22 protein-coding genes and 1 pseudogene are annotated in these 26,142 nt (G+C 43.3%); 12 read left to right on the top strand and 11 right to left on the bottom strand.

The window, feature by feature from the left end; all coding sequences use genetic code 11:
• Window positions 1-24: 24 nt before the first annotated feature.
• Window positions 25-669: a TetR/AcrR family transcriptional regulator gene (locus tag H4W00_RS05375; protein WP_209956575.1), complete on the top strand. Its 645-nt coding sequence runs from the start codon at window positions 25-27 to the stop codon at window positions 667-669.
• 35 nt (window positions 670-704) lie between these two features.
• Here the strand turns inward: H4W00_RS05375 and H4W00_RS05370 are convergent, their stop codons facing one another.
• The 8 genes from H4W00_RS05370 to H4W00_RS05335 all read right to left on the bottom strand — a co-directional run bounded on the left by H4W00_RS05370 (window position 705) and on the right by H4W00_RS05335 (window position 9,390).
• Window positions 705-1,496 carry a sterol desaturase family protein gene (locus tag H4W00_RS05370; RefSeq protein WP_209956574.1) on the bottom strand — a complete coding sequence of 264 codons (792 nt, stop codon included), beginning with the start codon at window positions 1,494-1,496 and terminating at the stop codon, window positions 705-707.
• Complete coding sequence (locus H4W00_RS05365; RefSeq protein WP_334684880.1) at window positions 1,489-2,091, bottom strand: CDP-alcohol phosphatidyltransferase family protein; 603 nt, start codon at window positions 2,089-2,091, stop codon at window positions 1,489-1,491. The genes H4W00_RS05370 and H4W00_RS05365 overlap by 8 nt, the downstream gene beginning before the upstream one ends.
• A gap of 137 nt (window positions 2,092-2,228) precedes the next feature.
• Complete coding sequence (locus H4W00_RS05360) at window positions 2,229-2,864, bottom strand: ATP-binding cassette domain-containing protein (protein WP_209956572.1); 636 nt, start codon at window positions 2,862-2,864, stop codon at window positions 2,229-2,231.
• Between the two features lie 123 nt (window positions 2,865-2,987).
• A complete protein-coding gene (locus H4W00_RS05355; protein ID WP_209958965.1) occupies window positions 2,988-4,754 on the bottom strand; it encodes an ABC transporter permease in 1,767 nt (588 codons plus the stop codon).
• 2 nt (window positions 4,755-4,756) lie between these two features.
• On the bottom strand, window positions 4,757-6,103 hold the full coding sequence (locus tag H4W00_RS05350; RefSeq protein WP_209956571.1) for an ABC transporter substrate-binding protein: 1,347 nt from the start codon (window positions 6,101-6,103) through the stop codon (window positions 4,757-4,759).
• 482 nt (window positions 6,104-6,585) lie between these two features.
• Window positions 6,586-7,254, bottom strand: a complete 669-nt coding sequence (locus tag H4W00_RS05345) for a DsbA family oxidoreductase (RefSeq protein WP_442966432.1) — start codon at window positions 7,252-7,254, stop codon at window positions 6,586-6,588.
• A gap of 197 nt (window positions 7,255-7,451) precedes the next feature.
• Window positions 7,452-8,006 (bottom strand): carboxymuconolactone decarboxylase family protein, encoded by a 555-nt coding sequence (locus H4W00_RS05340; RefSeq protein WP_209956570.1) that lies wholly within the window; start codon window positions 8,004-8,006, stop codon window positions 7,452-7,454.
• A 739-nt stretch (window positions 8,007-8,745) separates the two neighbouring features.
• A complete protein-coding gene (locus H4W00_RS05335) occupies window positions 8,746-9,390 on the bottom strand; it encodes a DUF411 domain-containing protein (protein ID WP_209956569.1) in 645 nt (214 codons plus the stop codon).
• A gap of 461 nt (window positions 9,391-9,851) precedes the next feature.
• Between H4W00_RS05335 and H4W00_RS05330 the strand changes: the two genes are divergently transcribed.
• The 11 genes and pseudogenes from H4W00_RS05330 to modB all read left to right on the top strand — a co-directional run bounded on the left by H4W00_RS05330 (window position 9,852) and on the right by modB (window position 21,771).
• Entirely contained in the window at window positions 9,852-12,200 is a 2,349-nt protein-coding gene (locus H4W00_RS05330) for an FdhF/YdeP family oxidoreductase (RefSeq protein ID WP_209956568.1), read from the top strand.
• A 244-nt stretch (window positions 12,201-12,444) separates the two neighbouring features.
• Entirely contained in the window at window positions 12,445-13,446 is a 1,002-nt protein-coding gene (locus tag H4W00_RS05325; RefSeq protein ID WP_209958961.1) for a formate dehydrogenase accessory sulfurtransferase FdhD, read from the top strand.
• Between the two features lie 332 nt (window positions 13,447-13,778).
• Complete coding sequence (locus H4W00_RS05320; RefSeq protein WP_209958959.1) at window positions 13,779-15,074, top strand: molybdopterin molybdotransferase MoeA; 1,296 nt, start codon at window positions 13,779-13,781, stop codon at window positions 15,072-15,074.
• Between the two features lie 191 nt (window positions 15,075-15,265).
• Window positions 15,266-16,399 carry a GTP 3',8-cyclase MoaA gene (gene moaA, locus H4W00_RS05315; protein WP_209956567.1) on the top strand — a complete coding sequence of 378 codons (1,134 nt, stop codon included), beginning with the start codon at window positions 15,266-15,268 and terminating at the stop codon, window positions 16,397-16,399.
• Window positions 16,400-16,606: 207 nt separating this feature from the next.
• Window positions 16,607-17,137 (top strand): molybdenum cofactor biosynthesis protein B, encoded by a 531-nt coding sequence (gene moaB, locus H4W00_RS05310; protein WP_209956566.1) that lies wholly within the window; start codon window positions 16,607-16,609, stop codon window positions 17,135-17,137.
• Window positions 17,130-17,969 carry a molybdenum cofactor guanylyltransferase gene (gene mobA / locus H4W00_RS05305; protein WP_209956565.1) on the top strand — a complete coding sequence of 280 codons (840 nt, stop codon included), beginning with the start codon at window positions 17,130-17,132 and terminating at the stop codon, window positions 17,967-17,969. Before moaB ends, mobA begins: the two co-directional genes overlap by 8 nt.
• A gap of 102 nt (window positions 17,970-18,071) precedes the next feature.
• Window positions 18,072-18,605: a cyclic pyranopterin monophosphate synthase MoaC gene (gene moaC / locus H4W00_RS05300; RefSeq protein ID WP_209956564.1), complete on the top strand. Its 534-nt coding sequence runs from the start codon at window positions 18,072-18,074 to the stop codon at window positions 18,603-18,605.
• 17 nt (window positions 18,606-18,622) lie between these two features.
• Window positions 18,623-18,925 carry a MoaD/ThiS family protein gene (locus H4W00_RS05295; RefSeq protein ID WP_334684878.1) on the top strand — a complete coding sequence of 101 codons (303 nt, stop codon included), beginning with the start codon at window positions 18,623-18,625 and terminating at the stop codon, window positions 18,923-18,925.
• 172 nt (window positions 18,926-19,097) lie between these two features.
• A pseudogene (locus tag H4W00_RS05290) lies at window positions 19,098-19,569 on the top strand (molybdenum cofactor biosynthesis protein MoaE).
• Window positions 19,570-19,857: 288 nt separating this feature from the next.
• The gene (gene modA, locus H4W00_RS05285) at window positions 19,858-20,766 is read left to right on the top strand and encodes a molybdate ABC transporter substrate-binding protein (RefSeq protein WP_209956563.1); all 909 of its coding nucleotides are present in this window, start codon (window positions 19,858-19,860) and stop codon (window positions 20,764-20,766) included.
• 303 nt (window positions 20,767-21,069) lie between these two features.
• Window positions 21,070-21,771 (top strand): molybdate ABC transporter permease subunit, encoded by a 702-nt coding sequence (gene modB / locus H4W00_RS05280; RefSeq protein WP_209956562.1) that lies wholly within the window; start codon window positions 21,070-21,072, stop codon window positions 21,769-21,771.
• 55 nt (window positions 21,772-21,826) lie between these two features.
• Here modB and H4W00_RS05275 read toward each other — a convergent pair whose 3' ends face one another.
• The 3 genes from H4W00_RS05275 to H4W00_RS05265 form a co-directional block, all read right to left on the bottom strand.
• Entirely contained in the window at window positions 21,827-22,471 is a 645-nt protein-coding gene (locus H4W00_RS05275) for a hemerythrin domain-containing protein (RefSeq protein WP_209956561.1), read from the bottom strand.
• 172 nt (window positions 22,472-22,643) lie between these two features.
• A complete protein-coding gene (locus H4W00_RS05270; RefSeq protein WP_334684877.1) occupies window positions 22,644-25,055 on the bottom strand; it encodes a transglutaminase family protein in 2,412 nt (803 codons plus the stop codon).
• The gene (locus tag H4W00_RS05265; protein ID WP_209956560.1) at window positions 25,052-26,113 is read right to left on the bottom strand and encodes a DUF58 domain-containing protein; all 1,062 of its coding nucleotides are present in this window, start codon (window positions 26,111-26,113) and stop codon (window positions 25,052-25,054) included. Before H4W00_RS05265 ends, H4W00_RS05270 begins: the two co-directional genes overlap by 4 nt.
• Window positions 26,114-26,142 lie beyond the last annotated feature (29 nt).

The raw sequence follows: 26,142 nt of genomic DNA, 5'->3' as shown, positions 1-26,142 counted from the left end.
AGAATAAAGACACTGGAATTTATTATGTCTCGCGCTACACTTCACAATCGCCAAGACTCTCTTGATCGAGCGTTACAGCTGTTTTGGCAAAAGGGTTTTCATGCAACCTCGTTAAAAGACTTGGAAAAAGCGCTCGATATGCGCCCAGGTAGTATTTACGCCGCTTTTGGTAGCAAAGATGGGCTTTTTCAAGAAGCATTAGAACACTATGCCCATAAAACCACGGTTGAACTAGAACGCACCTTGAATAAGCACCATGGCTCTCCATTGCTGGGACTGGCGGCTTATTTACGCCTGCTCGGCGGAATTCGCGATCAAGAGTCGCCCAGTCGGGCTTGTATGCTAGTCAAGAGCTTATTGGAGCTGGGTGAACGAGAGCATGCTGCCTTGCACAAGGTTGAAATGATGCTTGCAGGAATAGAGGCATATTTTATCAATTGCTTTACTGAGTCTCAGCGGATAGGAGAACTAGACGGCCGACTTGATCCCGTTAGACTTGGTCGGCGACTGCAGGCTGAGGTCATGGGGCTGCGTGCTTTCGCCCAGCGCGACGTTGATAGTGCCGCTGTGCACGATCTCGCTGAAGATATGGCACTGTCTTTGGAAGCGCTTCTCATAGATAACGCAGACAGCTTAAATAATACAGACGATATTATAAAAATGTCTTGATTGTTAGGGACTTACCTACTTTAAGAGTAAGCGGCTCACTTATTCTTAAATGGCATGGTTAATAGGCTCCATAGCGAAGCATTTTGTTGCGCTTTAGGGTATTCAACCAAACCGATATCTATGTCGGTATCTGCTTTATGGGCTGCACTTTTATAGCTACCAAACACTTTATCCCACCAAATCACGCTAAAGCCATAATTTGAATTGGTTTCAGTCACCACCTGGCTATGATGAATACGGTGTAAAATCTGGGTCATTAATACCAGGCGCAAGGGCTTTTCTATAGTCGGTGGCAGGCGAATATTGGCGTGATTAAACAGTGCTAAACCATTTAAGGCAATCTCGAATATGAGCACTGCTATAGCAGGTACACCTAGCACCACCACTGCAATAAGCTTTACCAGTATGCTGAGTACGATTTCAATCGGATGAAATCTAAGCCCAGTGCTGGTGTCAACATGCGCGTCGGCATGATGCACACGGTGTAAACGCCATAGAATAGGAACCTGATGAAATAGTCGATGCTGCCAATAGATTAAAATATCGAGTAGAACTAAACTCAGTACGATGACTATCACACTTGGCAAAGTGATTTGATTAAACAAACCAATACCATGCTGCTGGCTATAAAGTGCAACCGCAGTGAGACCAATAGGAACCGCTAAACGCGCAATAACTGATGAAGCAAATACCAGTCCAAAGTTAGCGAACCAACGCGACCTACTTTTAACCGGTGATTGTCGGGCTGGTTTTCGCCATTCAAGTAGCATCATTATCACTAAAATGCTGAAAAAGCAGCCGAGTCGCCACCATACTTCATTAGTCATTAATTCCTCCGTTTATCTTAGCTTCTTGCTGTTTAAGCGTATGGTAACCACCATGTATACGAGTAAAGATAGTAATGACGCAAGCGACAGCAAATAAAATAGCTAATAATGAAAAGTGCTGTGGCCAAATGCAAAACGCCATAAACAACGCGATGGTTTCAGTACCTTCCGTTAAACCATTTAAGTAGTGAAAGCTCTTGTATTTGAACTGAGTTTTTTCGATTTTAAATTTTTCAGCAGCAATGGCAAAGGCTAAAAAACTTGAGCCAGTACCCATAAATGCAGCCAGTAGTAAAGAACCAGCGACAGCATTTTGTTCAGGATTAGCTATTATAAACCCCAACGGAATCGCCGCGTAAAATAGAAAGTCTAGAGTAATATCTAAATAGCCGCCAGCGCTCGAAGTCTGGTTGGCAAAACGTGCCAACTCACCATCAAGTCCATCTAATATACGGTTCAAGACGATAGCCACTAGTGCCGCATACCAAAATTCAAAGATAAGCAATGGCACTGCTAATAACCCAATTAAAAATCCAACCACAGTCAACTGATCAGCGGTTATAGCGCGCTTGTGCAGCAGTATTACCATAGGCATTAACATAGGCTTTATAACCGGAGTAAGGTATTTGTCTAACATGTTAAGTGCCCTATGGATTTAAAATTCTAGCTCTAGAACTATTATGCTTAACCAGTCGCTTCTAATGAGCTGGTTTGTTAGTTAACGCTTTTAAACTAACAGCCCTCTAAATTGATGACTTTACCATTTGCAGCCTCGGCATCGCTATGGTCGTGTGTGACCATAATGGTGGGCAGCTGATGGTTACGAACTTGCTCAAACACCAGTTGGCGAATATCAGCTCTTAATTGAGTATCAAGTTTACTAAACGGCTCGTCAAGTAATATGGCTTTTGGCTCACTAAGTAGCAGTCGTAATAAAGCAACCCGCGCCTGCTGCCCGCCAGAAAGAGTGTCAGGGTGGCGGCTGCCCAGACCTTTTAAACCCACTTGTTCAAGTGCTTGTTCTATTTTTTCCAGCCGCTGCTTTTTATTGCCTTTAGGCATGGCAAAAGCAATATTGCCGGTAACTGATAAGTGTGAAAACAGTAAGGCATCTTGATATAACACCCCAATATGGCGTAAATGTGTGGGTAGTTGGTCTATATTTTGGCCATCGAGCCATACTTCACCCTCTGCTTTAAAACTACTGCTAAGTGTGCCCGTCAGCCAATTTAATAAGCTCGACTTACCGCTGCCCGAAGGCCCCATAATAGTAAGGATTTCGCCACCATTTACTTGCTCGTTTAAGCGGAGTAATCGCTGGTCTTGACGAAAAAGCTGTAAGTTTTTTATCTGTAAAGAGGATTGCATCAAAATACCCTGTAACGTTATACGCTTTTGACAATATACACTTTTAATGACGCTCATTCTTAATGACACGCACTTTTAATGACACGCACTTTTAATGACGCGCACTTTTAATGACGCGCACTTTTAATGACGCGCACTTTTAAAGAAGTACTTAGGTAAACCCCACGCCAGCGCAAAGCCGATCAATGGCAACACCATTTGCATAATGGCATAAACAGCGCTTGTGCGCCTACTTGCACCATTAGCTAGAGTAACGGCTTCGGTAGTTATAGTCGCTATACGCCCGCCACCCGCTAACAGTGTTGGCAAGTATTGACCAAAACTGATCGCCAATCCTAAGGCAGCAGCGATTAAAATAGGCGCAAATAACTGCGGTAATTTTACTTTAAAGAATATCTTGTACGGGGCAGCCCCAAGACTGGCCGCAACATGAGAAAAACGCGGATCTAAACGCCGATAGCTACTCGCCAGCGATAAAAATACATAGGGCAATACAAACAGTAAGTGGGTAAAGGCCACATTGAGAAACGCAGTTTGGTTATTGACCAATTGCTGTAACCATACCAAGCCAAACAAAAAGGCAATACTGGGCACCAATAACGGTAAATAAATAATTAAATGGGTAAAGCGTGACAGTGGCTTGGCCGTTAACTGCTCTGATTCTAAACACAGTAAAGTGAGAATAACTGCAAACAAGGTGGTCATTAGGCCAATCGTAAGGGTGTTAAATAACGGACTGCCCATTTGCATCAAGGCGCTTTGAAAGTGCAATAGCACGAACTGCTCTGGCATGGCTGCCGGAAAGCGCCAATACCCAGCAACTGACCACATAAGCAGACCAATCAATGCCAGTAATATAAAGCCGATAATTAAGCTTGTGAACGCTACAGTAGCTTTTTGCCAAACAGCGCTACCGTAATCACGCCGGCCGTTGGTTAATAAACCATAACCATTGCCATTGCCATAGCATAGCCGCTTGAGCATTTTTTCGCCCGTTAGCCACAGGGCGAGTAAGCCACCCGTCAGTGCCAGCTGTAATGCCGCTCCGGCAGAGGCTTTAATACGTAAATTTAAATCAACATCATTGAACCACTGCATAATAGCCACTGCCAATGTTGGCGGGGTATTTGGGCCTAGTATTAGCGGCATTTCCACACTGGCACTGGCATAAGCAAGTACCGCAAAAACCGGTAAACGTAATAATGGATAAAGGCTTGGCAACACCGCTTTAAAGAAGGCAGTCATTGGGTAATAGCCTAAATTAAGCGCCACTTTATACTGTTGCCGTAGTTTCTTGCCAAGCTCAGGTTGAGCCAAGACGCCAAGTGCCATCAATAATAAAAAAGGCAGCTCTTTTAAAGTTAAACCTAGAATGATACTGATACCGTAAGCATCGTGTGGAAGTATGCCTTGTGGTGCCAACTCCCAACCGCTAAGCCAGGGAGAGATTAGTCTAGAAAGCATACCAGAAGGGGCAATTAAAAACCCAACGGCAATGGCCGCTGCCGCATGCGGAATCACTAAAATAGGGCTAAGCAGACGTTCAATACGATTGAGCCATGGGCTGTTAAAAAATGCGGCCAAAATCATTACCGCCATGACCAGGGCCAGTAGCGTGCTTATCAAGCCAGTAGCCACGCTCAAAGCGACCATTTGCATGAGGCCTGGTGTTTGCCAGAGATCCCTAAAGCCTTGCAAGCCAATCGTTGTTTGCTCCAGTGCTGGCGCCCAGCCAAAAGCGGGCAATAGGACGCTCACTAACCCACCCAGTACCGGTAATGTCAGTAGCAGCAGTAAAAATCGTGGGCTAAACTTGACGAGTTTGGTAAACATATCTGCTTGATAAGGGACCGGTGATGCAGCGCTTACTGCTTGCTTTTTAGCAGGCATACTCACGAACTTGCCCCATAACGCACTTCCCAACCTTGCATAATAGCCTCCACCCAGCTTGGATGCGGCTCACTCAGGGTACGCTTGATACTATCAATAGGTAAGGCACTTGGATGCGGCTGACGGGTTTTAAATAACGCTTGTTGCTCAGGCGTCAGTGTTGATTGAATAAGGACCGTGCTATCACCCCAAATCTGAGGTTTTTGTTTGTGCGCCTGGGCGGTGGGACTGAGTAAAAAGTTAGCGACTAGTTGCGCACTTTGCTGGTGGCTGGCGTTATAAGGAATGGCAACAAAATGGGTGTTACTCAAACTACCGTCATCCATGGCATAGCTACGAATACTTTTAGGTAAATCATAGCGCTGCACCGCTGCAGGCACTTCGGGCGCTGAAAATGTAAAGGCTAAACTCAGCTCAGTATCATCTACTAAGCGGCGCATTTGCGCCCCACTTTGCATAAAATACTCGCCTTGACGCCATAATGTGGGATGCAGTTTATCTAAAAATTCCCATAGCGGCTGTAATACTAGCGCTGTATTTTGGTCGGTGGCTGGCTGATTTAGCTGGGCTTTTAGACTCTCGTTTTTTAGGCTATCGTTTTTTAGGCTATCATTTTTTAGACTGTCATTGGTATTGGCAGGGCTTTGCTCATGTAGCATCACTAAAGCATATTTTAAAAAGCTCATACCCAAAAAATCAGGTGGTTTGGGATAACTAAAGCGTCCAGGATATTGAGCGCTCCAGCGTAATAGCTCATTTAAAGTGGTCGGTGGTTGATTGTTTACTGAGCCGTCAATGGCCAAACTGTCATAATAAAAAGTAAGCGCCGCTTGCCCCCACGGTGCTTCCATGCCATTGGTTGGAATACCAAAATCAAAATTAACAGCAGGATTATTATTGGGATCAGTAAAGGCAAAGTTAGGCAGCTGATTCGACCATTGTTTTAATAACAATGAGTGCTCATTCATGGTGGCAAAATTGGCCCCGTTTATCCAGACGAGATCAACGCTACCTTGGCTATCGTTATTGGCTGATTTTTCGGCCAAGACCCGGCTCACCGCTTCGCTGGTATCGCTTAATTTTACATGCACTAAGTTGATGTTGTACTGGCTCTTAACTTGTTTGGCTGCCCACTGTATGTAAGCATTTATCTGCGGATCACCGCCCCAAGCATAAAAGTACACGTCTTGATTTTTACCCAGCGTTTCAATCTGTTGCCAATATGGCTGCTCAGCGGTGGCGACAGTATTAGTCACTGCCGTGCTTGAAGAAACTCCTAAACAAATACACAGCGCCACGCAGCAAAACCGGTATCGCGTTAGGGTATGACCAGACTTGGCAAAATGCATTTAAATTCCAGTTATCGTCTACCAGTTATCGTCAATGAAAAATAATATCGATACGTAACCTACTGCTGGCATAAGTCTTTATTGCTTGCTGTGCCTACGCAGACAGAGACTGCAAAAAACTTATAACAGCAGTACTGTATCGTTTTTAAATTGGATTTACTATAGCGGTAAGTATTTTGGCGTGAAGATATCCTTTCGAGGTATTTTTGATGCTCATTTATGAAATATGATGAACGAAGCGCGTTCTAATACCTGCAGTGGTTATACCGCAGTCAGCAATAGATAATAATTATTTTGATTTAAGTAATCGCTTAATCATAGGCATAGCTGCATTGTTGAATACTGGTTTGTTAAATATTTGAGCAAATAACGCTCGCATTCGATGTAGATTAGCCCATTCTCTTTTTTACTCTATAAAAAACAGAGAAATAGAATAGGCCTCAATTATCAATTGACTTAAACAGATAGGTCATAAAAATAGTTTATTCTGTAATCTCTGCCAGCTGTTCTAGAATCCTAGTGTAGTTTTCAACACCTTGTGCGCCGCTGACGAGATGACGGTCGTTAAAAATTACTGCTGGGACACTTTGAATGCCTCGTTCCCGCGAACGCTGTTCGGAATCGCGCACTTCTTGTGTAAAGCGCTGATCATCAAGAACCGCTTGAGCTTCAGCACGGTCCAATCCAATCTCTGCGGCTATATCCGCGAGTGTGGCCTTGTCAGAGACATCCCGGTTATTGGTGAAATGGGCGGTAAATAAGGCTTGTTTTAGGTCGTGCCTACGCCCTTGCTGATCAGCCCAGTGCAGAAGTTGATGCAAACTGAAGGTATTATAGATTCGTGCACCATCGATAAATTGGAATTCAAAGCCAACTTCTGCGCCTGCTGCGGTCATTTTGATTCGACTCTCCTCAGAGTCTTGAGCAGATCTACCGTATTTCTCCATGACGTGTTCGCGCAGATTTTGCCCTTCTGCTGGCATGTTAGGATTTAGCTCGAATGGGTGCCAATGAATTTCGTGCGCTGTATTGGTATTCTCTAAGGCTTCGGCCAACTGCCGGTAACCGATGATGCACCAAGGGCAAACGACATCTGATACGATATCTATCCGTAATGGTTTATTTGACTTTTGCATATCTGACTTTTGCATAGTAGTTCTCGTTAGTAGTAGTTAGTGTTAGCTAACACCTATATTAACTATTACTCGTGTTAGCAGCTAGTTGTCATTTTATCTAGAATATCTATTTTCTGGTGATTTCTCAAATAGAGTTAAAAAAATATCAGAGGAAGCGTAACTTCCTCTGATATTTTGAGTATTAATATATTTGCGACTGATATTCTAAGTAATCAGTCAGCCTTGTGCCATTCAAATTTTTGGAATGGTTTGTCTATCGGTGTGTTGGCGAGATGGTTGGTGTAGTTACTCATTACTTTTTGAGCGGCGCCAAGTACCACTTCAAAAATCTGACGCTTAGTATAGCCCGCATCTAAAAATGCTTGAACGGCGCTATCATCAACATTACCACGGCCACGGACGACAGAGAGCGTGAAGTCGCGAAGCGCCTCTAAGCGTGCTGTTGGTAGTGGGGTTTCGTTACGTAATGCTTCAGTAATGGTATCATCAACTTTCATGCTTTTGGCGATGCCAGTATGGGCAGGAACGCAGTAATGGCAAGCGTGCTCAACATTGATGGTTTGCCACACTACGGTAGTCTCTTCGTCATCGAAGCTACTATCTAGGAACAATTGATGAAGACGTTGATACCCTTCAAGTAGTCCGGGTGATTCTGCCATAACTGCGTGTAAATTTGGGATCATACCAAAGGCACCGATGGAATCGTCGAATAGCGCTTGGCTCTCTTGTGGGGCACTTTGCTTATCGTGAAGCGTAAATTCGGTCATATAAAAATCCTTATAATAAGTATTGAAGTAACATAGATTGTATTCATTTAAAGGTTACCACTGAAATTGAGCGTTCGCTCAAATTGCTAGGTGATAGTCCTTAAGCTGAAGAACTAAAACCACCATAGATGATGTTGAGCAAACACTCAACATCACATCAGGCAATCATCCAAATAAATTGTAACAATTTATTTATGCTGTTTAATACATTGCAGAGCTATGGATTGCTGGGTTTATAGCATAACCATACTCACCATAGAGAACATTAACTAACCAATCTATTAAGTTGACAATAAAATCACTGAATATGCTCGCAATCCTTGTCACAATCAACTATCTATTATAAACAAGGATTTGTTATGACACTCACTTCTAAAGATAAGTTGCATGCATCGGTATATCCTATACATTACAATTCCAGCTGTAGCTGCACAAAATGTGGCTGTAACTGCCCTACTACTTGTGAAAAATGTGACATGTGCTCTAAATGCTGTCAGTGCAGCGAAAAATAACAACCTTTAATCATAACCCTTAATCATAACCCTTATAATATCTAGCCCTGTGCATTATAAACAATGATCAAAAAAGCAGCGCCCTTTGACAATATTCTAGGGCGCTGCTTTTTTAGACTAAAACATTGTAAATAGCTATAAAAATCAGTATAACCACCGTCCTACCCGCACCTATATACAGCGCTATTTAGACTCTAGTCTCACTAAAGTAAAAGTTATAGTCCAAATTATAATTGCTGCTGAGTAGACTCAATATCAGCATAAACTTGGCTTGTCCCGTCTTTATTGAGCTGCATGACCTGATATGGCATGAACTTATTTTCATATTCCATACCTGGACTACCAACAGGCATACCAGGTACAGCAAGACCGAGCGCTTGTACCGGCGGATTCTCTAAAAATTGCGCCATATACTTCGCAGGGACATGACCTTCAAAAACGTAGCCATCAGTTGTGACAGTGGTATGGCAAGCACGCATCTCATTAGGTACTTGGTAACGGTCTTTAAATAATGACAAGTCCTTTGGGTGTTCAGTGGTTGCACTTAAGCCGTTGCTTTGGGCATGGTCTATCCAGTCTTTACAGCAGCCACAATTAGGATCTTTATAGACCGTTGCTGAGACATTTTTGAGTAACTGTGGATTACCCGTTGCAGCAGCCATAACGGGTGCATATTCGGCGGGTGATGCAGAAGCGTCTGATGTTATAGCAGCAGAAGGCTCCGTTACTGCTGTGCTAGCTGCAGTAGTGTCACTATCTGGTTGGCTACAAGCAAACAGCGAAGAAGCTGCTAATAAAACTAGCATGCCTCGAAGGAGCTTGTGCGACTGGCGGTTAGACTTAAAGCTGGATTCTCTTGCAAAGACTGTCATAGTGCTTTCTCATATATTGTGAATATAGCGTTTAGTGACGCTGAATAAAGTTAATAATAAACCAAGACAAAAAACAACTTAGAGGAATGATCCTGAGGGTAAGACGATACTAACATGGCAATAAGATGGTAATAAGATAGCAATAGGACAGCAATTACGGCACGTGGCAATCTTTGCGTATGAATATTGCTATTACATACTATTTACTACCTAGCAAGTGACAGCAGTATTTCTATTCAACAGACTATTGTCATCAATCGCATTATAAGTCAGGCATAAACCATTTAATAACAGTACCAAAAATTTTTACACAGTTAACCGGCTTACTGTTTTTTACCGTTTGCATGTTTAATTGTGTAGAAGTAGTGATATTATTAATTTTCTACTTCTTCTTCTGCAGTCGCCATTTAGCTTTTTATCTCACTGTTCGTCTGACTGTTCATCTAATTATAAGGCCTATCATGCGCAAAATTCCTGTTTATACCCATCCTGCCGCCGGTTGGTCTGCGCTGATTTCTTCTGCTCGTAAGTTAATGGATTACCAAACTTTTTTGCGCGGTAGTTTGAGTGTGTTTAGTAGTAATCAACCCAAAGGTGGCTTTGATTGTCCAGGCTGTGCATGGCCTGATCACAAAAACCATAAAATGCTAGATGTCTGCGAGAATGGTATCAAAGTACTGGCAAGTGAAACCATGTCTACCCGTGCCGATGCTAAATTTTTTGCTAAGCACTCCGTTAAGGAGCTGCAAGGATGGACTGGTTATGAGCTTGAGCATAGTGGGCGCTTATCAGAACCGATGTATTACGACGCTGCGCACGATCATTATGTAGCGATCTCTTGGGAAGCTGCTTACGCGCGCATCGCTAAACAATTGCAACAGCTTGACTCACCAGATGAGGCGCTCTTTTACACCTCGGGGCGAGTGACCAATGAGCCCGCCTTTATGTATCAACTATTTGTGCGCTGTTTTGGCACTAATAATTTGCCAGATTGTTCCAATATGTGTCATGAGCCGACGTCGGTGATGCTGACTAAGCAGTTGGGGGTCGGTAAGGCCACTGTTAAGCTAGAGGACTTTGAGCAGGCCAAACTCATTATGATGTTCGGACAAAACCCTGCGACCAATCACCCACGAATGCTAGAGATGCTTGCTCACGCGCACCAGCAAGGGTGCCGCATACTCTCTATTAACCCCATGCGAGAACAAGGTCTAAGCAAATTTAGAAACCCACAGAAACCAACTCATATGGTGGCAGGACAAAGTGATGATCTCGTAGATGATGTCATTCAAATCCAAATCGGTGGTGATGTTGCGCTATTGACTGGTCTTGCAAAATGGCTGACCAAAAACGGTAAAATTAATACCGACTTTATTGACAGCCATACCTCAGGTTTTGAGGGATTAGATCACTGGCTGCGTCAGCAATCTTGGGAAGATGTCGAGCGCGGCTGCGGTATCCCTAAAGATGAAATCATTAATATTGCTCGTCTGGTCGCAGACAGTCCAGCGACGATTTGTACTTGGGGTATGGGCATCACTCAGCATGTTCAGGGCGATGATAATGTCGCTATGATTACCAATTTACTGCTACTCATGGGCATGATCGGTATCGATGGTGCAGGCGCATCGCCGGTTCGTGGGCATTCCAATGTGCAAGGCGATCGCACAATGGGCGTTCATGAGCGTCCCAGTCAAAGTCTGCTTGATAGCCTAGAAAAAGTCTTTGAGCGTCCAATGCCCCAAGAGGATGGCCTTGATGTCATCGCTGGAGCGAAGGCCTTGATAGCCGGTGAGCTTAAAGTCTTTATGAGTATGGGCGGTAATTACTCTGTTGCAGCGCCAGATACCAGTGCCATCCAACAAGCCTTAACCAAAAATCAGCTCAACGTTTTTGTTGCTACCAAACTTAATGAGACCATGCTTTATCCGGGCGTAGACAATCTAATTTTACCGTGTGTGGGTCGTACCGAACGCTTAATCACTAATAAAGGTGAACAGTTTGCGACGATTGAAGACTCCATGTGCAAAATTGTAGCCACCCAAGGCCGCCTGGCACCGATTAGCGATACCCTGAAATCTGAAGCGCAGATTGTGGCCGATATCGCTATCCATTTATTCGGCTCTGATACCTCAATTCCTTGGAAGGATATGGGCGAAGACTTTGATGTTACTCGTGATTATATCGCTAAAGCTATTGCCGGTTTCGAGGATTTTAATCAGCGTATTCGTGCTGCTGATCGCGGTTTCTACTTATATCATCCAGCACGTCATCGCCAATGGAATACTGACAGCGGTAAAGCTCAGTTTGAAGTGCCAAAATATCCGATTACTTATGTTGCTAACCAAATGGCAGAGAGAACATCAAAGCTTGATACAGACTCTAAGCATCAGAGCAACGCTCAGTCTAATGAAGTTATCAATCAGCAACAAGCAGTCTGGCAATTGACCAGTGTTCGTAGTCATGATCAATTTAATACCATGATATTTGGCTTCCAAGACCGCTACCGCCAAACAGATCGCCGCGACGTTTTATTTATGCATCCCGATGAAATGAGCCGATTGGGTTGGCACAAAGGCGATAAAGTGATGGTATCGCGTCAAGACAGTGATGATAAGCTACGTACATTGGGGCCATTGATCCTGACTGAAATGGACATTGCTGCCAATGCAGTCGCCACCTACTATCCTGAGTGTAATGATCTCATCGACTTAGATACTCATGCCCCAGACTCCAAAATACCCGCGTATAAATCATTAACCGTTGTTTTAGAACGGGTAAGCGCTGACGAGCTTATTGCTTCTGCATAGAATCTTGTAAGGCCGATTATCCAGCCAGAATGTTTAAGTAACGTCTACGTTTAAGTAGTGTCTAAGTTTCAATACCATCTAAATGACACTTAAATGGCACTTAAATGACATCTGCAAGGATAATAACCACAACGATACCAATGAAAAAACCAGATAGTGAGCGTTTATGATAGCTGGAACTAATTCTCAAGACCACGCTCAATACAGTGATGAGGTCCCGACAGATACTGTGCTTGTGCCGCCTATGCAGCCCGTACCCATGGAGCTATCTGCAACGCCACTGGCGCGTAACCATATGGCACACCAACATTCTTATCCATCAAAGAAGCATAGCCATAGCAGTAATGGTAATGTTGGTGTTAATGTTCAAAATAATATTGGTAGCATTGACCAGATTCATATTGATCATGATCAGACCAGCTTGGCTGTAGAAGCAGCGGTTGCGATTGTTATCAATGGTATTCACTATGCAGTACTGATGGCCAGTCCCAGCCAGCTTAATTACCTAGCTATTGGGTTTTTGTTTAGTGAAGGATTGATTCAGCATAGTCATGAATTGCTCGATTGGGAAGTCACTCAGCTTACCGATACTGATAGTTTTAAAAAATTCACCGATGACACCATCGATGAGGCTAATGTCTCGATGACACTTGAGCATTTACTAGATTATGATATTTATGTGGTGGAATTGGTCTTAAACCAGCGTTGCCATCAGCGTATTCAAGCACAAAAGCGCCAGCTGGCAGGACGTACAGGTTGTGGCATGTGTGGTATAACGGGACTGAGTCAAGCATTGCCAGACTTGAGTGGCTATTTAAAGAATGGGCCAAACAACCAGCATCAGAACCAGCAACGTCATAAAGCAACGATACCCAGTCTCGATAGTTTATTAAAAATGCGCGCCCAAGTTGATGCCACCCAGCACACCCACCAATTGACCGGCGCTGTCCACGCAGCGGCAACCATGCACGAGCAGCAGTTGTATTTATTTGAAGATGTGGGTCGCCACAATGCCCTCGATAAACTCATCGGCTGGCAACTGCGTTATAAGGTAGATGTCGAGTACGTTATCATGACTTCGCGATTGTCAATTGAGCTGGTACAAAAATCTATTCGTACGCAAATACCCTGGTTGGTCGGTATGTCCGCGCCAACCAGTACAGCAGTGCGTGTCGCTCAGCGCTACGGGCTAGGACTGGCTGGGTTTTTGCGTGACAATAGGGTGACCTATTATTCAGGCGTTTAATATTAAGGCATGTGTTTGAACGTTGCTTATAACATTACCTATAGGCTGTAAAATCTTTGAAATAATCTACTATTCTTTCTTATAGATACAAAAAAGCCGCCTAACTTATGATGAAGCGGCTTTTCATTATTGATGATAGAGTCAAATCATTGCTAATTGCTAATTGCTAATTGCTAATTCAGTTATAGTCCGCCGGCTCTGCCCTACTTATATACTAATATTTGATCGCCGTTAATAAGACAGCATAGCGAATTTGACAACACTCATTACTTTTGAGCATGCTATAGTCAGTCCATCGTATGTACTATCAGATACAAGTGAGTCTAAATATAATGATTACCGTTGAGCAACTTCAACACGCTATAACGCAGCGTGTTAACACTTATAATCGAGTTGATTGTCCTGTAGCTCATAGAGCCACGCAAACTTGCGAACTTTTAGACAGTCAAAATCAGATACTGGCTCAAAGTATTGCGTCTCCGTTTACCGTACCGAGACAGAATCTATCCGCGATGGATGGTTATGCTATTGCTCATAATAGTGATACTGCAAAAGATAGCACGATTGAGATTATTGGCGAATCACAGGCCGGCAGCCCTTATATTGGCGATATACAAATAGGACAAGGTGTCCGGATTTTTACCGGCGCGGTCGTTCCAGTAGAATGTGATACGGTAATCATACAAGAAAATACCAATTTTGCTGATATAAGAACTAGCATCGACAAATCGCAACCTTATCTCATAACCTTATCAAAATCAGCTGAGCTTGATAGAAATATTCGCAAGCAAGGGGAAGAAATTGAATCTGGCGAGGTATTATTAACCGCTGGCAAACGCTTGAATCCTGCTGATATTAGTTTACTTGCCAATCTAGGTATTGATAAAGTTCAGGTCTATAGACCACTAACTATCGGTGTGCTAGCGACAGGCGACGAGTTGGTAGCCCTAGGTGGACAACTGGATAGTTTGGCACAAATATATAACTCCAATACCCCCACCCTCAAAAGCTTACTGTCTAGACTGCCAGTGGTCATTCATGATTATGGCATTATCGCAGACAATTTAGAGCAGACCACCACCGCCGTCACGAAAGCGATGCACGACTGTGATGTGCTTATTTCCACAGCGGGCGTATCCGTTGGTGATTATGACTTTTTGACCACGGTCATTGAGCAGTTAGGACAAATTAATCACTATAAAGTGGCCATGAAGCCCGGCAAACCCTTCGTGTTTGGTGAATTGAATAAAGATATTAATAAGCCGGTATTATATTTTGGCTTACCCGGTAATCCTTTATCAACCGTCGTCGGCACGTTGCAGTTTGTGATTCCAGCATTATGGCAGATGTCAGGGGTTAGCGCGTCAGAGCAGCCAATGCAATTGACCGTACCAGCGATGTTAAAGACTGATATAAGAAAATCAGTCGGTCGTACTGATTTTCAGCGCGGCGTGCTGTCAAGAAATGAACAAGGCCACTATCAAGTAGAATGTTTCTCTAAACAGGACTCCCACAGAATAAAGCAGCTCAGTCGTGCGAACTGTTTCATTGTTTTAGAACAAGAAAGTGGCAATGTGACATCAGGTATTACTGTCGATGTGCAACCATTTCCTTGGTTACACATTTAGTAAAACCTGCTGTTTATTTAACTCTAAAAGCCTTAGTATGTATTATTAAAGTGTCAGATATTAAGGCTTCTAGAGTTAATTGCTGTTTGCTGTCCATTTCTGTACTTATTTATAATAAGTAGACAACAGATTTTTATCAACTCAAAACCTGAGGCAACGCTTACACTACACAATATTGGTGGTAACAACCTATGAATTATCATGATCCCCTACTAGGGAATGCCCAGTTGTATTCACCGGTCTCAACACCCCCTAATCTTGATAATAACAACCATATTAATAACCATATTAATAGCCCCCTATCCTCTTCTATAGCTGCGACGCCTGCTGATTCATCCATTGGCCCTTATGAACCATTAACAGACGGTTTTTCGCGACGTCTCACCTATCTGCGCTTATCGATTACAGACTTCTGTAACTTCCGCTGTGAGTACTGTTTGCCCAATGGTTATCAAGGCAAGCGTCCTGATGACGAGTTGAGTGTGGCTGAGATTGCTACGTTAATTCGTGGATTTGCCCAAGTGGGGACCCGAAAGGTACGAATCACAGGTGGTGAGCCTTCTATTCGCCGAGATGTAGTAGATATTATTCGAACTATAAAACAAACGCCTGGTATTGAAACTGTGGCGATGACCAGTAATGGTTATAAGCTAGGCAAGCATTTGGCCAATTGGCAAGCTGCCGGATTGAATCAAATTAACATCAGTATGGATAGCTTCGACGCGAGCACTTTTCACAAGATGACTGGCTTTGATATGTTGCCGCAGTTACTGGCCGATATGGATCAATTGCTAGCAACCACAGACATTAAATTAAAAATAAATGCGGTGCTAATGGCAGAAACTGCCTTTCAAACCTTGCTGAGCGCCATGGACTATATTAAAAGTCGTCCAGTGACCTATCGTTTTATCGAATTCATGCAAACCAGTGATAACAGCGATTTATTTTTTGCGCAGCACGCGCATGCTGGTAGTATTACTGACTACTTGCTAGAACATGGCTGGCAGCCTCATGATCGTGGTAGTGCCGATGGCCCTGCAATAGAATATAGTCATCCGGACTATGTTGGACGGATTGGTATGATTGCCCCGTATGCGGCCCACTTTTGTGATAACTGTAATCGTTTACGGGTCAGTAGCTTGGGCAAGGTACATTTATGCTTATTTGACCAAGGCAACTACGATATTAGAGAACACCTCAAAAACGATGATATCGAAGGTTTAGTCAGTGACTTACAAGGCTTTATGCCTATCAAGCCTGAGCACCATCATTTGCACGATTCTAATAGCGGTATGATGCACAACTTATCATTAATCGGTGGTTAGTCATTCAGCTACTGGCTTATAACCCTTGTTAACCTAATAGGTAGCATTGGGTTTAAGGCAGAGCTTATGGTAGCGCTTTTGATGACATTTCTATAACTTATAACCCTACTCACATCATTAACATCATTAACATCATTAACATCATTAACATCATTAACATCATTAACATCATTAACATCATTAAAGTACAACGACTAAGGATTAACTATGACCAAGCCAGCCGCTGCGTTTAAGCCACTTAACATCGCTATCTTAACTGTATCTGATAGCCGTACACTAGCAGAAGACACCTCGGGACAGTATTTAGTAGACAGTTTAACGGCAGCTGGACATAATTTGGCGGACCGCCAGCTCATTACTGATGATATTTATCATATTCGAGCCGTTATCAGTGGCTGGATTGCTGACCCCAGTATTCATACGGTTATCACGACAGGTGGCACAGGATTTTTTGTGAGAGACAGTATGCCAGAGGCGGTCAGTGTGTTATTTGACAAAGCTGTTGACGGTTTTGGTGAAATGTTTCGGCTGATTTCAAAGGATGAGATTGGCATGTCTACCGTGCAGTCGCGGGCACTCGCTGGTATGGCAAATAACACGGTTATATTTTGCTTACCGGGTTCATCGGGTGCCTGCCGGACTGGTTGGACCAAAATCATAGCCGAGCAGCTTGATAGCCGTACTCGCCCTTGCAATTTTGTGTCGCATTTGATGGCTGAAAACCCCAGCCATGATTGATGGTTTGGCTAGCCCAGATAATTCAGATGTCTTACATGACCTGAATATCTCAGATAATTCAAATGACCTATATGCCTTGGATGACTTGGATTTTTTAGCCGGCGTAGTCATTTTGGCTGGTGGGGCGTCTAGACGCATGGGTACAGCCAAAGCTGCACTGACTCTGCCTAACGGCGAAATTTTGCTGAATTACCATGTACGACAGGCTATTGATTTAAATGTGCCCATTATGATTGCGGATAATAGCCGCGGCTTTACTGTCACGCCAGAGTTACTTTCATACCGTTTAAAGTCGCCTATTTTTCATATTACTGATTATGGTTCTACAGCGACTACCGATGGTAACGATACCGGTGGTGCCTTAGTAGCAATAGAATCAGCGATGCAGGCTTTAGTAAAACAGCCGTTGGCAAATGTAACTGACGCTAGTACGCTAAAGAATAACGCTCCATCTAAAAAGCGCTCATCCTGGTTAATGGTCATTAGTTGTGATAGCTTAATTCCTGCCACTGAACTTTGGCAAACGCTACGACCTCATACTAGAATATTAACTCATAACGATAAAGAAGAAGCTCAGCAGGCCAATCAAGTGCCGGATAAAAAAGTCATTTGTTTAACCGATGAGACTCATTTATATCCCTTGTTAGGGCTTTATCATTTAAGTATTGAGCCTGATTTAATGGCTTATATTGGTAGTGGAGAACGGCGGGTGATTAAGTTTATTGAGCCATTTTTACAGACGGTTCCTTTGTCAAAAAAATGGGCGCACTTGACTAACTTTAATACCCCTGAAGACTTCCAACGGGCTTACGCTGCTTTAAATAACGTCTAAGCTAGCATTCGTTCAACTCATAACGATCTTTCATATAGTCATTTACCAAATAGTCATTTACCAAGTTCAATAAAAACCAAATATTCATAAGATACTAATACTATGCAAACAAGCCCGGATTCTACAGAAAATGCTCAACTTGACTTAACCGTGTCTGGCTTGTCTCATCTAGACAGTGATGGCGATATTAATATGGTTGATGTCAGCGGTAAGACGGTGACAACTAGAGAGGCACATGCTAGCGGACAAGTACGCTTTCCAAAGGATATTTATACTCAAATTAAAGTGGCTGATGGCATGACTAAGAAAGGCAGTATCACCCAGACTGCCCATATCGCTGGTATTATGGCGGCGAAGCGTACTCATGATCTCATTCCACTTTGCCACCCCCTACCGTTAGATAAAATTGCTTTAAATTTTGTTTATGATGATAGTACTCAAGCGATTGTAGTGACGGCAACGGTAAAAGTGACTCATAAAACAGGGGTTGAGATGGAAGCGCTAACGGCGGTAAGCATTGCCTGCTTGACTATCTATGACATGACCAAAGCGTTGTCGCATGATATTGTTATTGATAATATTCATCTGCTTAATAAAACCGGTGGTAAATCAGAGTATCAGTTTCCATCTAATTAATTAAAATGGAGAACGCTATGAGCATTGTAGAAAAAAATATAGACCAAGTTACGGATACGGCTATAGCAGACAGTACTATGGATATTAATGTTTTATATTTTGCTGGCTTGGCGGATGAAGCCAACTGTAATGAAGAGAAAATAACTGTGGCGCAATCAACCTCACTCACTGAACTATATGAGCAGTTAAGGGGAAAACATCGTTTTAGTCGTCCCCATTCGCAATTACGAGTGGCAGTGAATGATTACTTCGTTAAATGGACCGACGCTATTTATGATGGCGACAATGTGGTGTTTATCACACCAGTAGCCGGTGGCTGATATCGCGTTAAAGGTGTTCATTAATGAAAATTAGAGCGATAAGCACAGACTATATAAGTAGAGACTACCCATGACAGCTAGCGTAAACAGTAATAATAATAGCAGTAGTGATGACAACACCGATACCAATATTGATGTAGAAAACGATAAAACAGACGTTCACAGCCAATCAATGCGTATTAGCCGTAGTGTTGATGACGCCTATGCGCTGGCTCAACGTGATGGTTTTTCTCTATTAGATATCGCCATTGATGAGACTAGACTCAGGCATATACTTGATGATGACAGTTGCGGTGCCTTTGTCAGTTTTGAAGGCCGAGTGCGCAATCATAATAACGCCAGTAGCGTCGAGCGCCTGACTTACTACGGTTATGAAAACTTAGCGCTTAACCAAGGCCGTCAAATCATTGCAGAAGCAAAGAACAAATTTGAAATCACCCATGCCATCGCTATTCATCGTATTGGCGCGTTAGAGATAGGTGATATAGCGGTGTGGATTGGGGTGGTTTCGGCGCATCGCTATCCCGCATTTGATGCCTGCCGTTGGATACTGGATACTGGATACTATCAAGGCTGATATACCTGTTTGGAAGCAAGAGTATTATGAGAATGAAGCCTCTAAATGGCTAAGTAACAATGGTTGAGTAACAGTCATTAAGTAACAGTCATTAAGTAACAGTCATTAAGTAACCGTCATTAAGTAAATTTGATTAAGTAACTGTCATTAAGTGAATTCGATTAATTAACTGTGATCATAAACCCATTTTTGCTTATTCATTTTAGAGAGTGGTTTTAGAAAGATGTTTAGCTGGGGTTTTTAGAAATGTATTTTAAATAAAAATGGCATTCCAAAGTCAGATAAAGCTTGTTGGTAGTAATAAAACCACAAGCTTGTAAATATCAATTATAGATATCTATAAAAAAGGTAGGCTATGAGAATTCATACATTGAGTGGTCGCAGTACTCAAACTTTAATGCAGCATTTTACGGCGTCATCAAAAATTTTATTAACGCTAAGCGCATCTACTTGCCTACTATTGGCGCTATCAGCTTGTAGTAAAGAAAGCACTAGTGAAACGGCGCAATCAGTAGCTACTAATACAACTGAACAGACAAAAACCTTACGCATTGCTGCCGCTGCTAACTTATCAGATGTATTGCCAGATATTATCAATGGCTATAAAACAGATAGCGACCTGCCTGACCAACAAATAGAAGTGACTTATGCTTCTTCTGGTAAGTTATACGCGCAAATAACAGCCGGTGCGCCTTATGATATATTTTTATCTGCCAACCAAACATTCCCTGCCAAGTTAGCGGATGAGTTAGCTGATAAAAAGCCCAAAGCTAAAAAGACTTATTTACCATTTACTTATACTCAAGGCCAACTGTCTCTATACAGCACGACCAAACCTGTTAGTGGCCTTAAGCAAACAACATTAACTGACCTATTTAAGAACAATGACCAGACCAAAATCACTATCGCTAATCCTGAGCTCGCCCCTTATGGCGAATCTGCAAAAGTGTATCTACAATCGCAAAATAGTTATGACTCACTTAATAAGCAAAAACGCTTGATCCAGGCTGAAAATATTGGCCAAGCCTTTCAATATGCGCATACCGGTAGTGTTGATTATGGCTTAGTTGCGCAATCACAAGTCATAGCGATTAAAGCCACAGCTGAGCAATTTTATATTTTGCCACCAGACTCTTATCCCGCTATCTTGCAAGATGGCATTATCATCACTGATGTTGCTACGGCAACAGACTTTACTGATTATCTGCGCTCTGCTGCAGGACAAGCTTATTTTTCTAAAGCAGGTTATCTAGCAGTTCAATAATCAACCGTCATTCACGCTATAATTATCATTAATCAGTATCAACGTTATATAGTCAGTTCACAATAAAAAAATGTGTATAGCAATGTGCCACTGGTATAAATTTTTCTTGCGTGCTGTTCGCAAGCGTGACAGAGGCTGCAAAAAATTCATTCCAGTAGCACTGTATCTTGTTTAAATTGAATCGACCATAGTTAAACCCATATAAATCTGCTACCGCGTTAACCTCGCTTGACGGTAGCTTTGATAAGACGGCTACTATCTGCGTTTGCTTTTATTTTGTCAAAATTATCTAAATGCGCCTATATGATAAATCAAGCCCTTGTAACAGACATGCTCCTCCCCGTATGGGTGAGTATCAAACTTGCCGGTATTACCACATTGTGCTTGTTGTTGTTTGCGACCCCTTTAGCTTACTGGTTGGCTAAACCCAGCCATGGCAACATCGTCGGGCGCTTAAAGATACTATTGATGGGGGTAATTGCTATGCCTCTAGTCTTACCACCAACTGTGATTGGCTTTTACTTATTGCTATTACTAAGTCCGAATTTCGGTATTGGCAAATGGCTTGCCGAGCATAATATAAGTCCATTCGTATTTACTTTTGAAGGCTTGGTTATTGGCTCTATTATTTACTCACTACCGTTTTATATTCAGCCTGTTTATGCACAGTTTTCACGCATTCCAAGAAGCGTCATCGAAGTTGCCCATCTATTGGAGCCAAGTCGTTTGAGACGCTTTATCAGAGTGGCCTTACCACAGGCCCGTGTTGGTATCGTGCTTGGCAGCTTACTTAGCTTTGCGCATACCATTGGAGAGTTTGGCGTGGTCTTGATGATAGGTGGCAGCATCTCAGGTGAAACCAAGGTCGTCTCCATTGCTATCTATGAGCAAGTAGAAGCCCTTAATTACGAGGCTGCCCATACCATGTCTATTATTCTCATTGTAATAGGTATGATAATGGTGGCTTTGATTGCCAGCGTTAATAAGTTAAATCAATACCCATGAAACCGTACGTGTGAGACAGCACTTAAACTAAAAAGGCCTTTAAACACCGTAAGACTTAACGCTGCTCGTCTAAATGCTTAATATCATCTGGGCTAGCATCATAGACAGCATTCAACTCATCTTCTGTCAGATACTTTTCAACCATAGGCAACAGTTCACGTTCTTCAAAGCGAATATGATCATATAGCAGATTAGCGAGTTCCCTGACTTGCTCAACAGTGATTTTTTCTATAGCGACTTGATCTATAGCGACTTGATCTATAGCGACTTGATCTATAGTGACTTGATCTATAGCGACTTGATCTATAGTGACTTGATCTATAGTGACTTGATCTATAGCGACTTGATCTATAGCGACTTGATCTTTAATTGATATATTATCAGTAGCATGGCCTTTTTTATTGTCTTGAGTGGCTTGAATCTCTGCGGTCAATTTATGCAGTCGCTTATGCTGCTGTTCTAGTTTACCAAGTACAGACGCCACTTCTGGCTGGTTAGATTGATGAGGTCGTAAGGCATTAACAATTAAGTTGTCTTCGATTTGAAAATGATCGTGCATATCACTCATATATGAGGATAGCGCTTGCCAGTGTTCGGTGACTTGTTGCGGGTTATCAGCGCATTCTTTAGCGTGACGTCCTACATGCAGTCCAAGATGATGTTGGCGAGATAACGGCTGTAACTGCTTGGCACGTTTCATAAATAAGCTCCTTTTTTATAGCATTCCATATTATAAGCACTCCATATTATAAACACTCAACCTTATGCTTAACTATATACTAGTCGCGCATTCATTAAGAGTGGCTATCTGGACAGCAGGCCAGTTAAACACTCAATCTTAGTATTAGTTGTTCTGCCCAAATGGCCAACCGCTACAATAACGACAGCACACTCTGCTTAAGCTGCTTTAAGACTTGCTGATACTTATGATTACTAGTCTCGAGGGTACTCAGTCGGCCGTAACGTAACTGACGGTAATTTCTCTTAATATCATCAATCCGATCAATCTGATCACTGTTTCGTTGAATAGAATCGGGCTTACCTTTACCTAATATAGTAATGGCGGGTTTGCTACTGAGACTTTCTGCACTCTTTAAATCAGCTGAAGTCAAATCAGCTGAATCTAGAGTCGCCGAATTTAGAGTTGCTGATAAACGGTCAAGCCAAGCCAACTGCCCTTCATTTTCATAGCGAGTCAACGATTTATCTCGCTTACCAAGACGTTTAGAGAGCTTAACTAATGGCAGATCTGCGGGATGCCAACGCTTACGTCTACGCTGCCAAATCATAAGTGCAACAATACCTACTACGGTAATCGCGCTACCTGCCAGCCAAACAATCTGTTGCATCACAGAGCTAATATTAAGCCACTTTAATAGCGAGCCCGCTTGTTTATCCTGATCATAACCGACGATATCTTTTTGCCAGTAATAGCTGGCTTGATCCGATAAGCGGCGCAAGGTTTGCAGCATTTGATACTGCTGATAACTAATTTGTGCGCCAGCGCCATCACCGAACATTGTCGCCCCCTGCGCTTGGGTCAACGCATTCATCCCCTGCTCGACGCGTTCAGGAGCAACAAAGGCAGTCGGGTCGACGCGTACCCAACCTTGACCCTCAAGCCATGCTTCAGTCCACGCATGCGCATCCATTTGCCGTACTTCCCACACGTTACCACCGCGACTCAACTCGCCACCTTGATAACCGGCCACGACTCGCGCAGGGATACCCGCAGCACGCAGCATAAAGGTGAAACTTGAGGAATAATGCTCACAAAACCCGGCTTTGGTATCGAATAAAAACTCATCAATACGGTTGGCATTGAGTCGTGGCGGTGAGAAGGTGTAGCGAAACTCAGTTTGGTTGATCCAGCGCTCAATAGCATTCATATAGCGTACTGGATCTGAGCCTGCCTGGGCGAATAGCTGCTTCGCAAGTGCCCGAGCTTTGGGATTGCCTTGGTTTGGTAGTGCTAGATTAAGGCGCCGTACATTGTCATCAAGTTTGGGATCAATACGCATAGGCGCATATCGCAACACGTCATAGCGTAGCTGCTGAGTGACTGGCTGATTTTTTAATAATGTAAAGTCGGAAGTAAGGCTAATACCTTGACTCTGAGCAAAAGGATAATCGAGTCCAAACAACCAACGCTGCTGGGTTGGCTCTAAGACAACTTCATAATTGATAGGTGCAAGTTTTACTTTATCAGCGGCAGTCGCAAATGCATTCTCGACCCAGGCAGGAGTTTGCTGCGCAGTCTCCCAGTTCCATTGCTGTTGCTCACGACTGGGACGCCAAGTCACCCCATCAAAGTCGCTAAATACTAGGCCGCGCCAATAAAGCTGTTCCTGGGGTGGACGATTATCTTCAAATTGCACACGAAAGGCCAGCGCGGTCGATTGACCCAAATTAGCAAAGTCGCCAGGCGACATGCTATCAGATACCCCAGTGATTGCTTGCTGTCCTGACAGTTGCACCGACCACAGGGGTGGCAGACGCGGAAAGAATAAAAACAGCACGACCAATAATGGCAACGCCCCAACTCCCAACACCCCTAAGGTACGCAAACGCCCATCACCACGAGTATTGGCGTCATCGTTGAGCGCGATAAACGCCAATAAAATAGCAACCACCCCCACAATGACTTCTAAAGTGGTGAGTAATCCTTGGTCCATTAAGAACAACGACGCAAGGACAAATAGCGATAGGTTTAGCACGACATAGGCATCGCGGCGCCGGTATAACTCCCACAGCTTACTGATCAGACATAGTGCTAAAAATGCCACCCCCATATCCAGTCCAAAGGTAGCATCATAGGTCAACCATAAGCCTGCCAAGCCTAATAAAAACCCCAGCATTTGTATGCCTTGATAAATGCGCTTGAGATGGCGAGCTTGCTTAAACTTGGCTTTGATCCGAGGCAGCTGGGCAATAATGCTGACGAGCGCAAATCCCATTAACCATAATGGCAAGTGAGCGGCATGAGGCAAAATAACGATAACTTGAGTTATCAGTATCCAATAATAGGCGGGTAATGCTAATAATTTGTTATACCATCTCACTTTGACTGTCGATGTGATTGACGCATTATCTATTGAGTTATCTGATGTTAAAACACCTATTATTGAATCATCTACAGGGACATTAATACCAGCGCGCTGACCTAAAGCTAATAGTTCAAAAGACTGCTCGAAAGACCAATCAACAGCACCGTTAGATGTAAAAGACGATTGTTTTGAGGTGAAGCGTTTTGAAAGGGAACGTTTAGAAGGTTTTATGGTCATGGTGTTTTTGCCAGCCTTAATAAACAGGTCTGAGCAAACGCGTCACCTTGACCGATAGTTGCAGTCGCGTGCGTCTCATTTGGCAGTTGCATTTGAAACGGCACCCCAATCTGACTAAGAGTACGCAGACCATAAGCCAGTTGCGCCAGCTTTTGTTCATGATGCGCCGCTGGCATATCTGCGTAATCCAAAGTCTGCTCATGACCGACAGGATCAGCGAAATGTTTGGTGAGCATACCCTGCCCTCGCGCGACATGTGCCCAAGAAACGCGCGCCAGTGACTCGCCTTCAATATAATTATCTAACCGCTCAAAGTCATCTTGGCCTTGGGTATACTGACCGCCTGTTGGCAAATCCTCCGTACTAACTGCTAAATACTGCGCTTGCCAGTCAAAGGGCTCAGGTTTGGGATAAACCCAAGCCGTACGGGCAAAATAAACATATGACCATGCACGCATGATGCCTAACGGATAAACAGTCTTAATCTGTAATCGGGGCAGTTCAAGCTCACCGCGAGTATTAGTGAAAATAGGCAAACGAATAATTTGCTCATCTTGCAAACGCGGTAATAGCACTTGTGTATTGTCACTAACGCCCAATTTACGGTCATCTGGTCTATTACTGCTGTCTTGGGATGAACGCTTAACAGTATCTTGTTCAACGCCTTGCTCAAAGCTAAATAACAGCTGGCGTCGTGGTTGCCTACTCTCGCTACGCAGCTGTAGCGTTACCCATACTGGTGCACCCGCTTCTGCTATTGTCACTTCCAGCAATCGCACTTGTAAGCCTGAGATATGCGCAAAGGTCACATGAAAACTTACCAACCATATGCTCACCAAGTAAAAGCACAACCCTAGTATCAGGTTATTGCCATAGTTAATACCAGCGATAAAAGTAATCACTAATAGCAAAGCAAAAAGCATACCTTCGCGGCTAAAGAAGATATAAACATTACGCAGATTAAGGGTAGCAGTGTCGCTTTTAGGAGCACGTTTAGCAAACCAACGTGCTAGCGCAGCCGTTAGCGGCTGGGTAAAACTACGTGGTAAAACGCTCATGACCACCCTATCAATATTCTAATTACTAT

This window comes from Psychrobacter sp. PL19 (genome assembly GCF_017875835.1).
Taxonomy (GTDB): Bacteria; Pseudomonadota; Gammaproteobacteria; order Pseudomonadales; family Moraxellaceae; genus Psychrobacter.
This window is presented reverse-complemented; position numbering and strand designations above follow the sequence as displayed.

Bases quoted from the DNA above. Each gene is read 5' to 3' on its own strand.
- H4W00_RS05375 (WP_209956575.1), top strand. From the start codon at position 25: ATGTCTCGCGCTACACTTCACAATCGCCAAGACTCTCTTGATCGAGCG.
- H4W00_RS05370 (WP_209956574.1), bottom strand. From the start codon at position 1,496: ATGACTAATGAAGTATGGTGGCGACTCGGCTGCTTTTTCAGCATTTTA.
- H4W00_RS05365 (WP_334684880.1), bottom strand. From the start codon at position 2,091: ATGCCTATGGTAATACTGCTGCACAAGCGCGCTATAACCGCTGATCAG.
- H4W00_RS05360 (WP_209956572.1), bottom strand. From the start codon at position 2,864: ATGCAATCCTCTTTACAGATAAAAAACTTACAGCTTTTTCGTCAAGAC.
- H4W00_RS05355 (WP_209958965.1), bottom strand. From the start codon at position 4,754: ATGCCTGCTAAAAAGCAAGCAGTAAGCGCTGCATCACCGGTCCCTTAT.
- H4W00_RS05350 (WP_209956571.1), bottom strand. From the start codon at position 6,103: ATGCATTTTGCCAAGTCTGGTCATACCCTAACGCGATACCGGTTTTGC.
- H4W00_RS05345 (WP_442966432.1), bottom strand. From the start codon at position 7,254: ATGCAAAAGTCAGATATGCAAAAGTCAAATAAACCATTACGGATAGAT.
- H4W00_RS05340 (WP_209956570.1), bottom strand. From the start codon at position 8,006: ATGACCGAATTTACGCTTCACGATAAGCAAAGTGCCCCACAAGAGAGC.
- H4W00_RS05335 (WP_209956569.1), bottom strand. From the start codon at position 9,390: ATGACAGTCTTTGCAAGAGAATCCAGCTTTAAGTCTAACCGCCAGTCG.
- H4W00_RS05330 (WP_209956568.1), top strand. From the start codon at position 9,852: ATGCGCAAAATTCCTGTTTATACCCATCCTGCCGCCGGTTGGTCTGCG.
- H4W00_RS05325 (WP_209958961.1), top strand. From the start codon at position 12,445: ATGCAGCCCGTACCCATGGAGCTATCTGCAACGCCACTGGCGCGTAAC.
- H4W00_RS05320 (WP_209958959.1), top strand. From the start codon at position 13,779: ATGATTACCGTTGAGCAACTTCAACACGCTATAACGCAGCGTGTTAAC.
- moaA (WP_209956567.1), top strand. From the start codon at position 15,266: ATGAATTATCATGATCCCCTACTAGGGAATGCCCAGTTGTATTCACCG.
- moaB (WP_209956566.1), top strand. From the start codon at position 16,607: ATGACCAAGCCAGCCGCTGCGTTTAAGCCACTTAACATCGCTATCTTA.
- mobA (WP_209956565.1), top strand. From the start codon at position 17,130: ATGATTGATGGTTTGGCTAGCCCAGATAATTCAGATGTCTTACATGAC.
- moaC (WP_209956564.1), top strand. From the start codon at position 18,072: ATGCAAACAAGCCCGGATTCTACAGAAAATGCTCAACTTGACTTAACC.
- H4W00_RS05295 (WP_334684878.1), top strand. From the start codon at position 18,623: ATGAGCATTGTAGAAAAAAATATAGACCAAGTTACGGATACGGCTATA.
- modA (WP_209956563.1), top strand. From the start codon at position 19,858: ATGAGAATTCATACATTGAGTGGTCGCAGTACTCAAACTTTAATGCAG.
- modB (WP_209956562.1), top strand. From the start codon at position 21,070: ATGATAAATCAAGCCCTTGTAACAGACATGCTCCTCCCCGTATGGGTG.
- H4W00_RS05275 (WP_209956561.1), bottom strand. From the start codon at position 22,471: ATGAAACGTGCCAAGCAGTTACAGCCGTTATCTCGCCAACATCATCTT.
- H4W00_RS05270 (WP_334684877.1), bottom strand. From the start codon at position 25,055: ATGACCATAAAACCTTCTAAACGTTCCCTTTCAAAACGCTTCACCTCA.
- H4W00_RS05265 (WP_209956560.1), bottom strand. From the start codon at position 26,113: ATGAGCGTTTTACCACGTAGTTTTACCCAGCCGCTAACGGCTGCGCTA.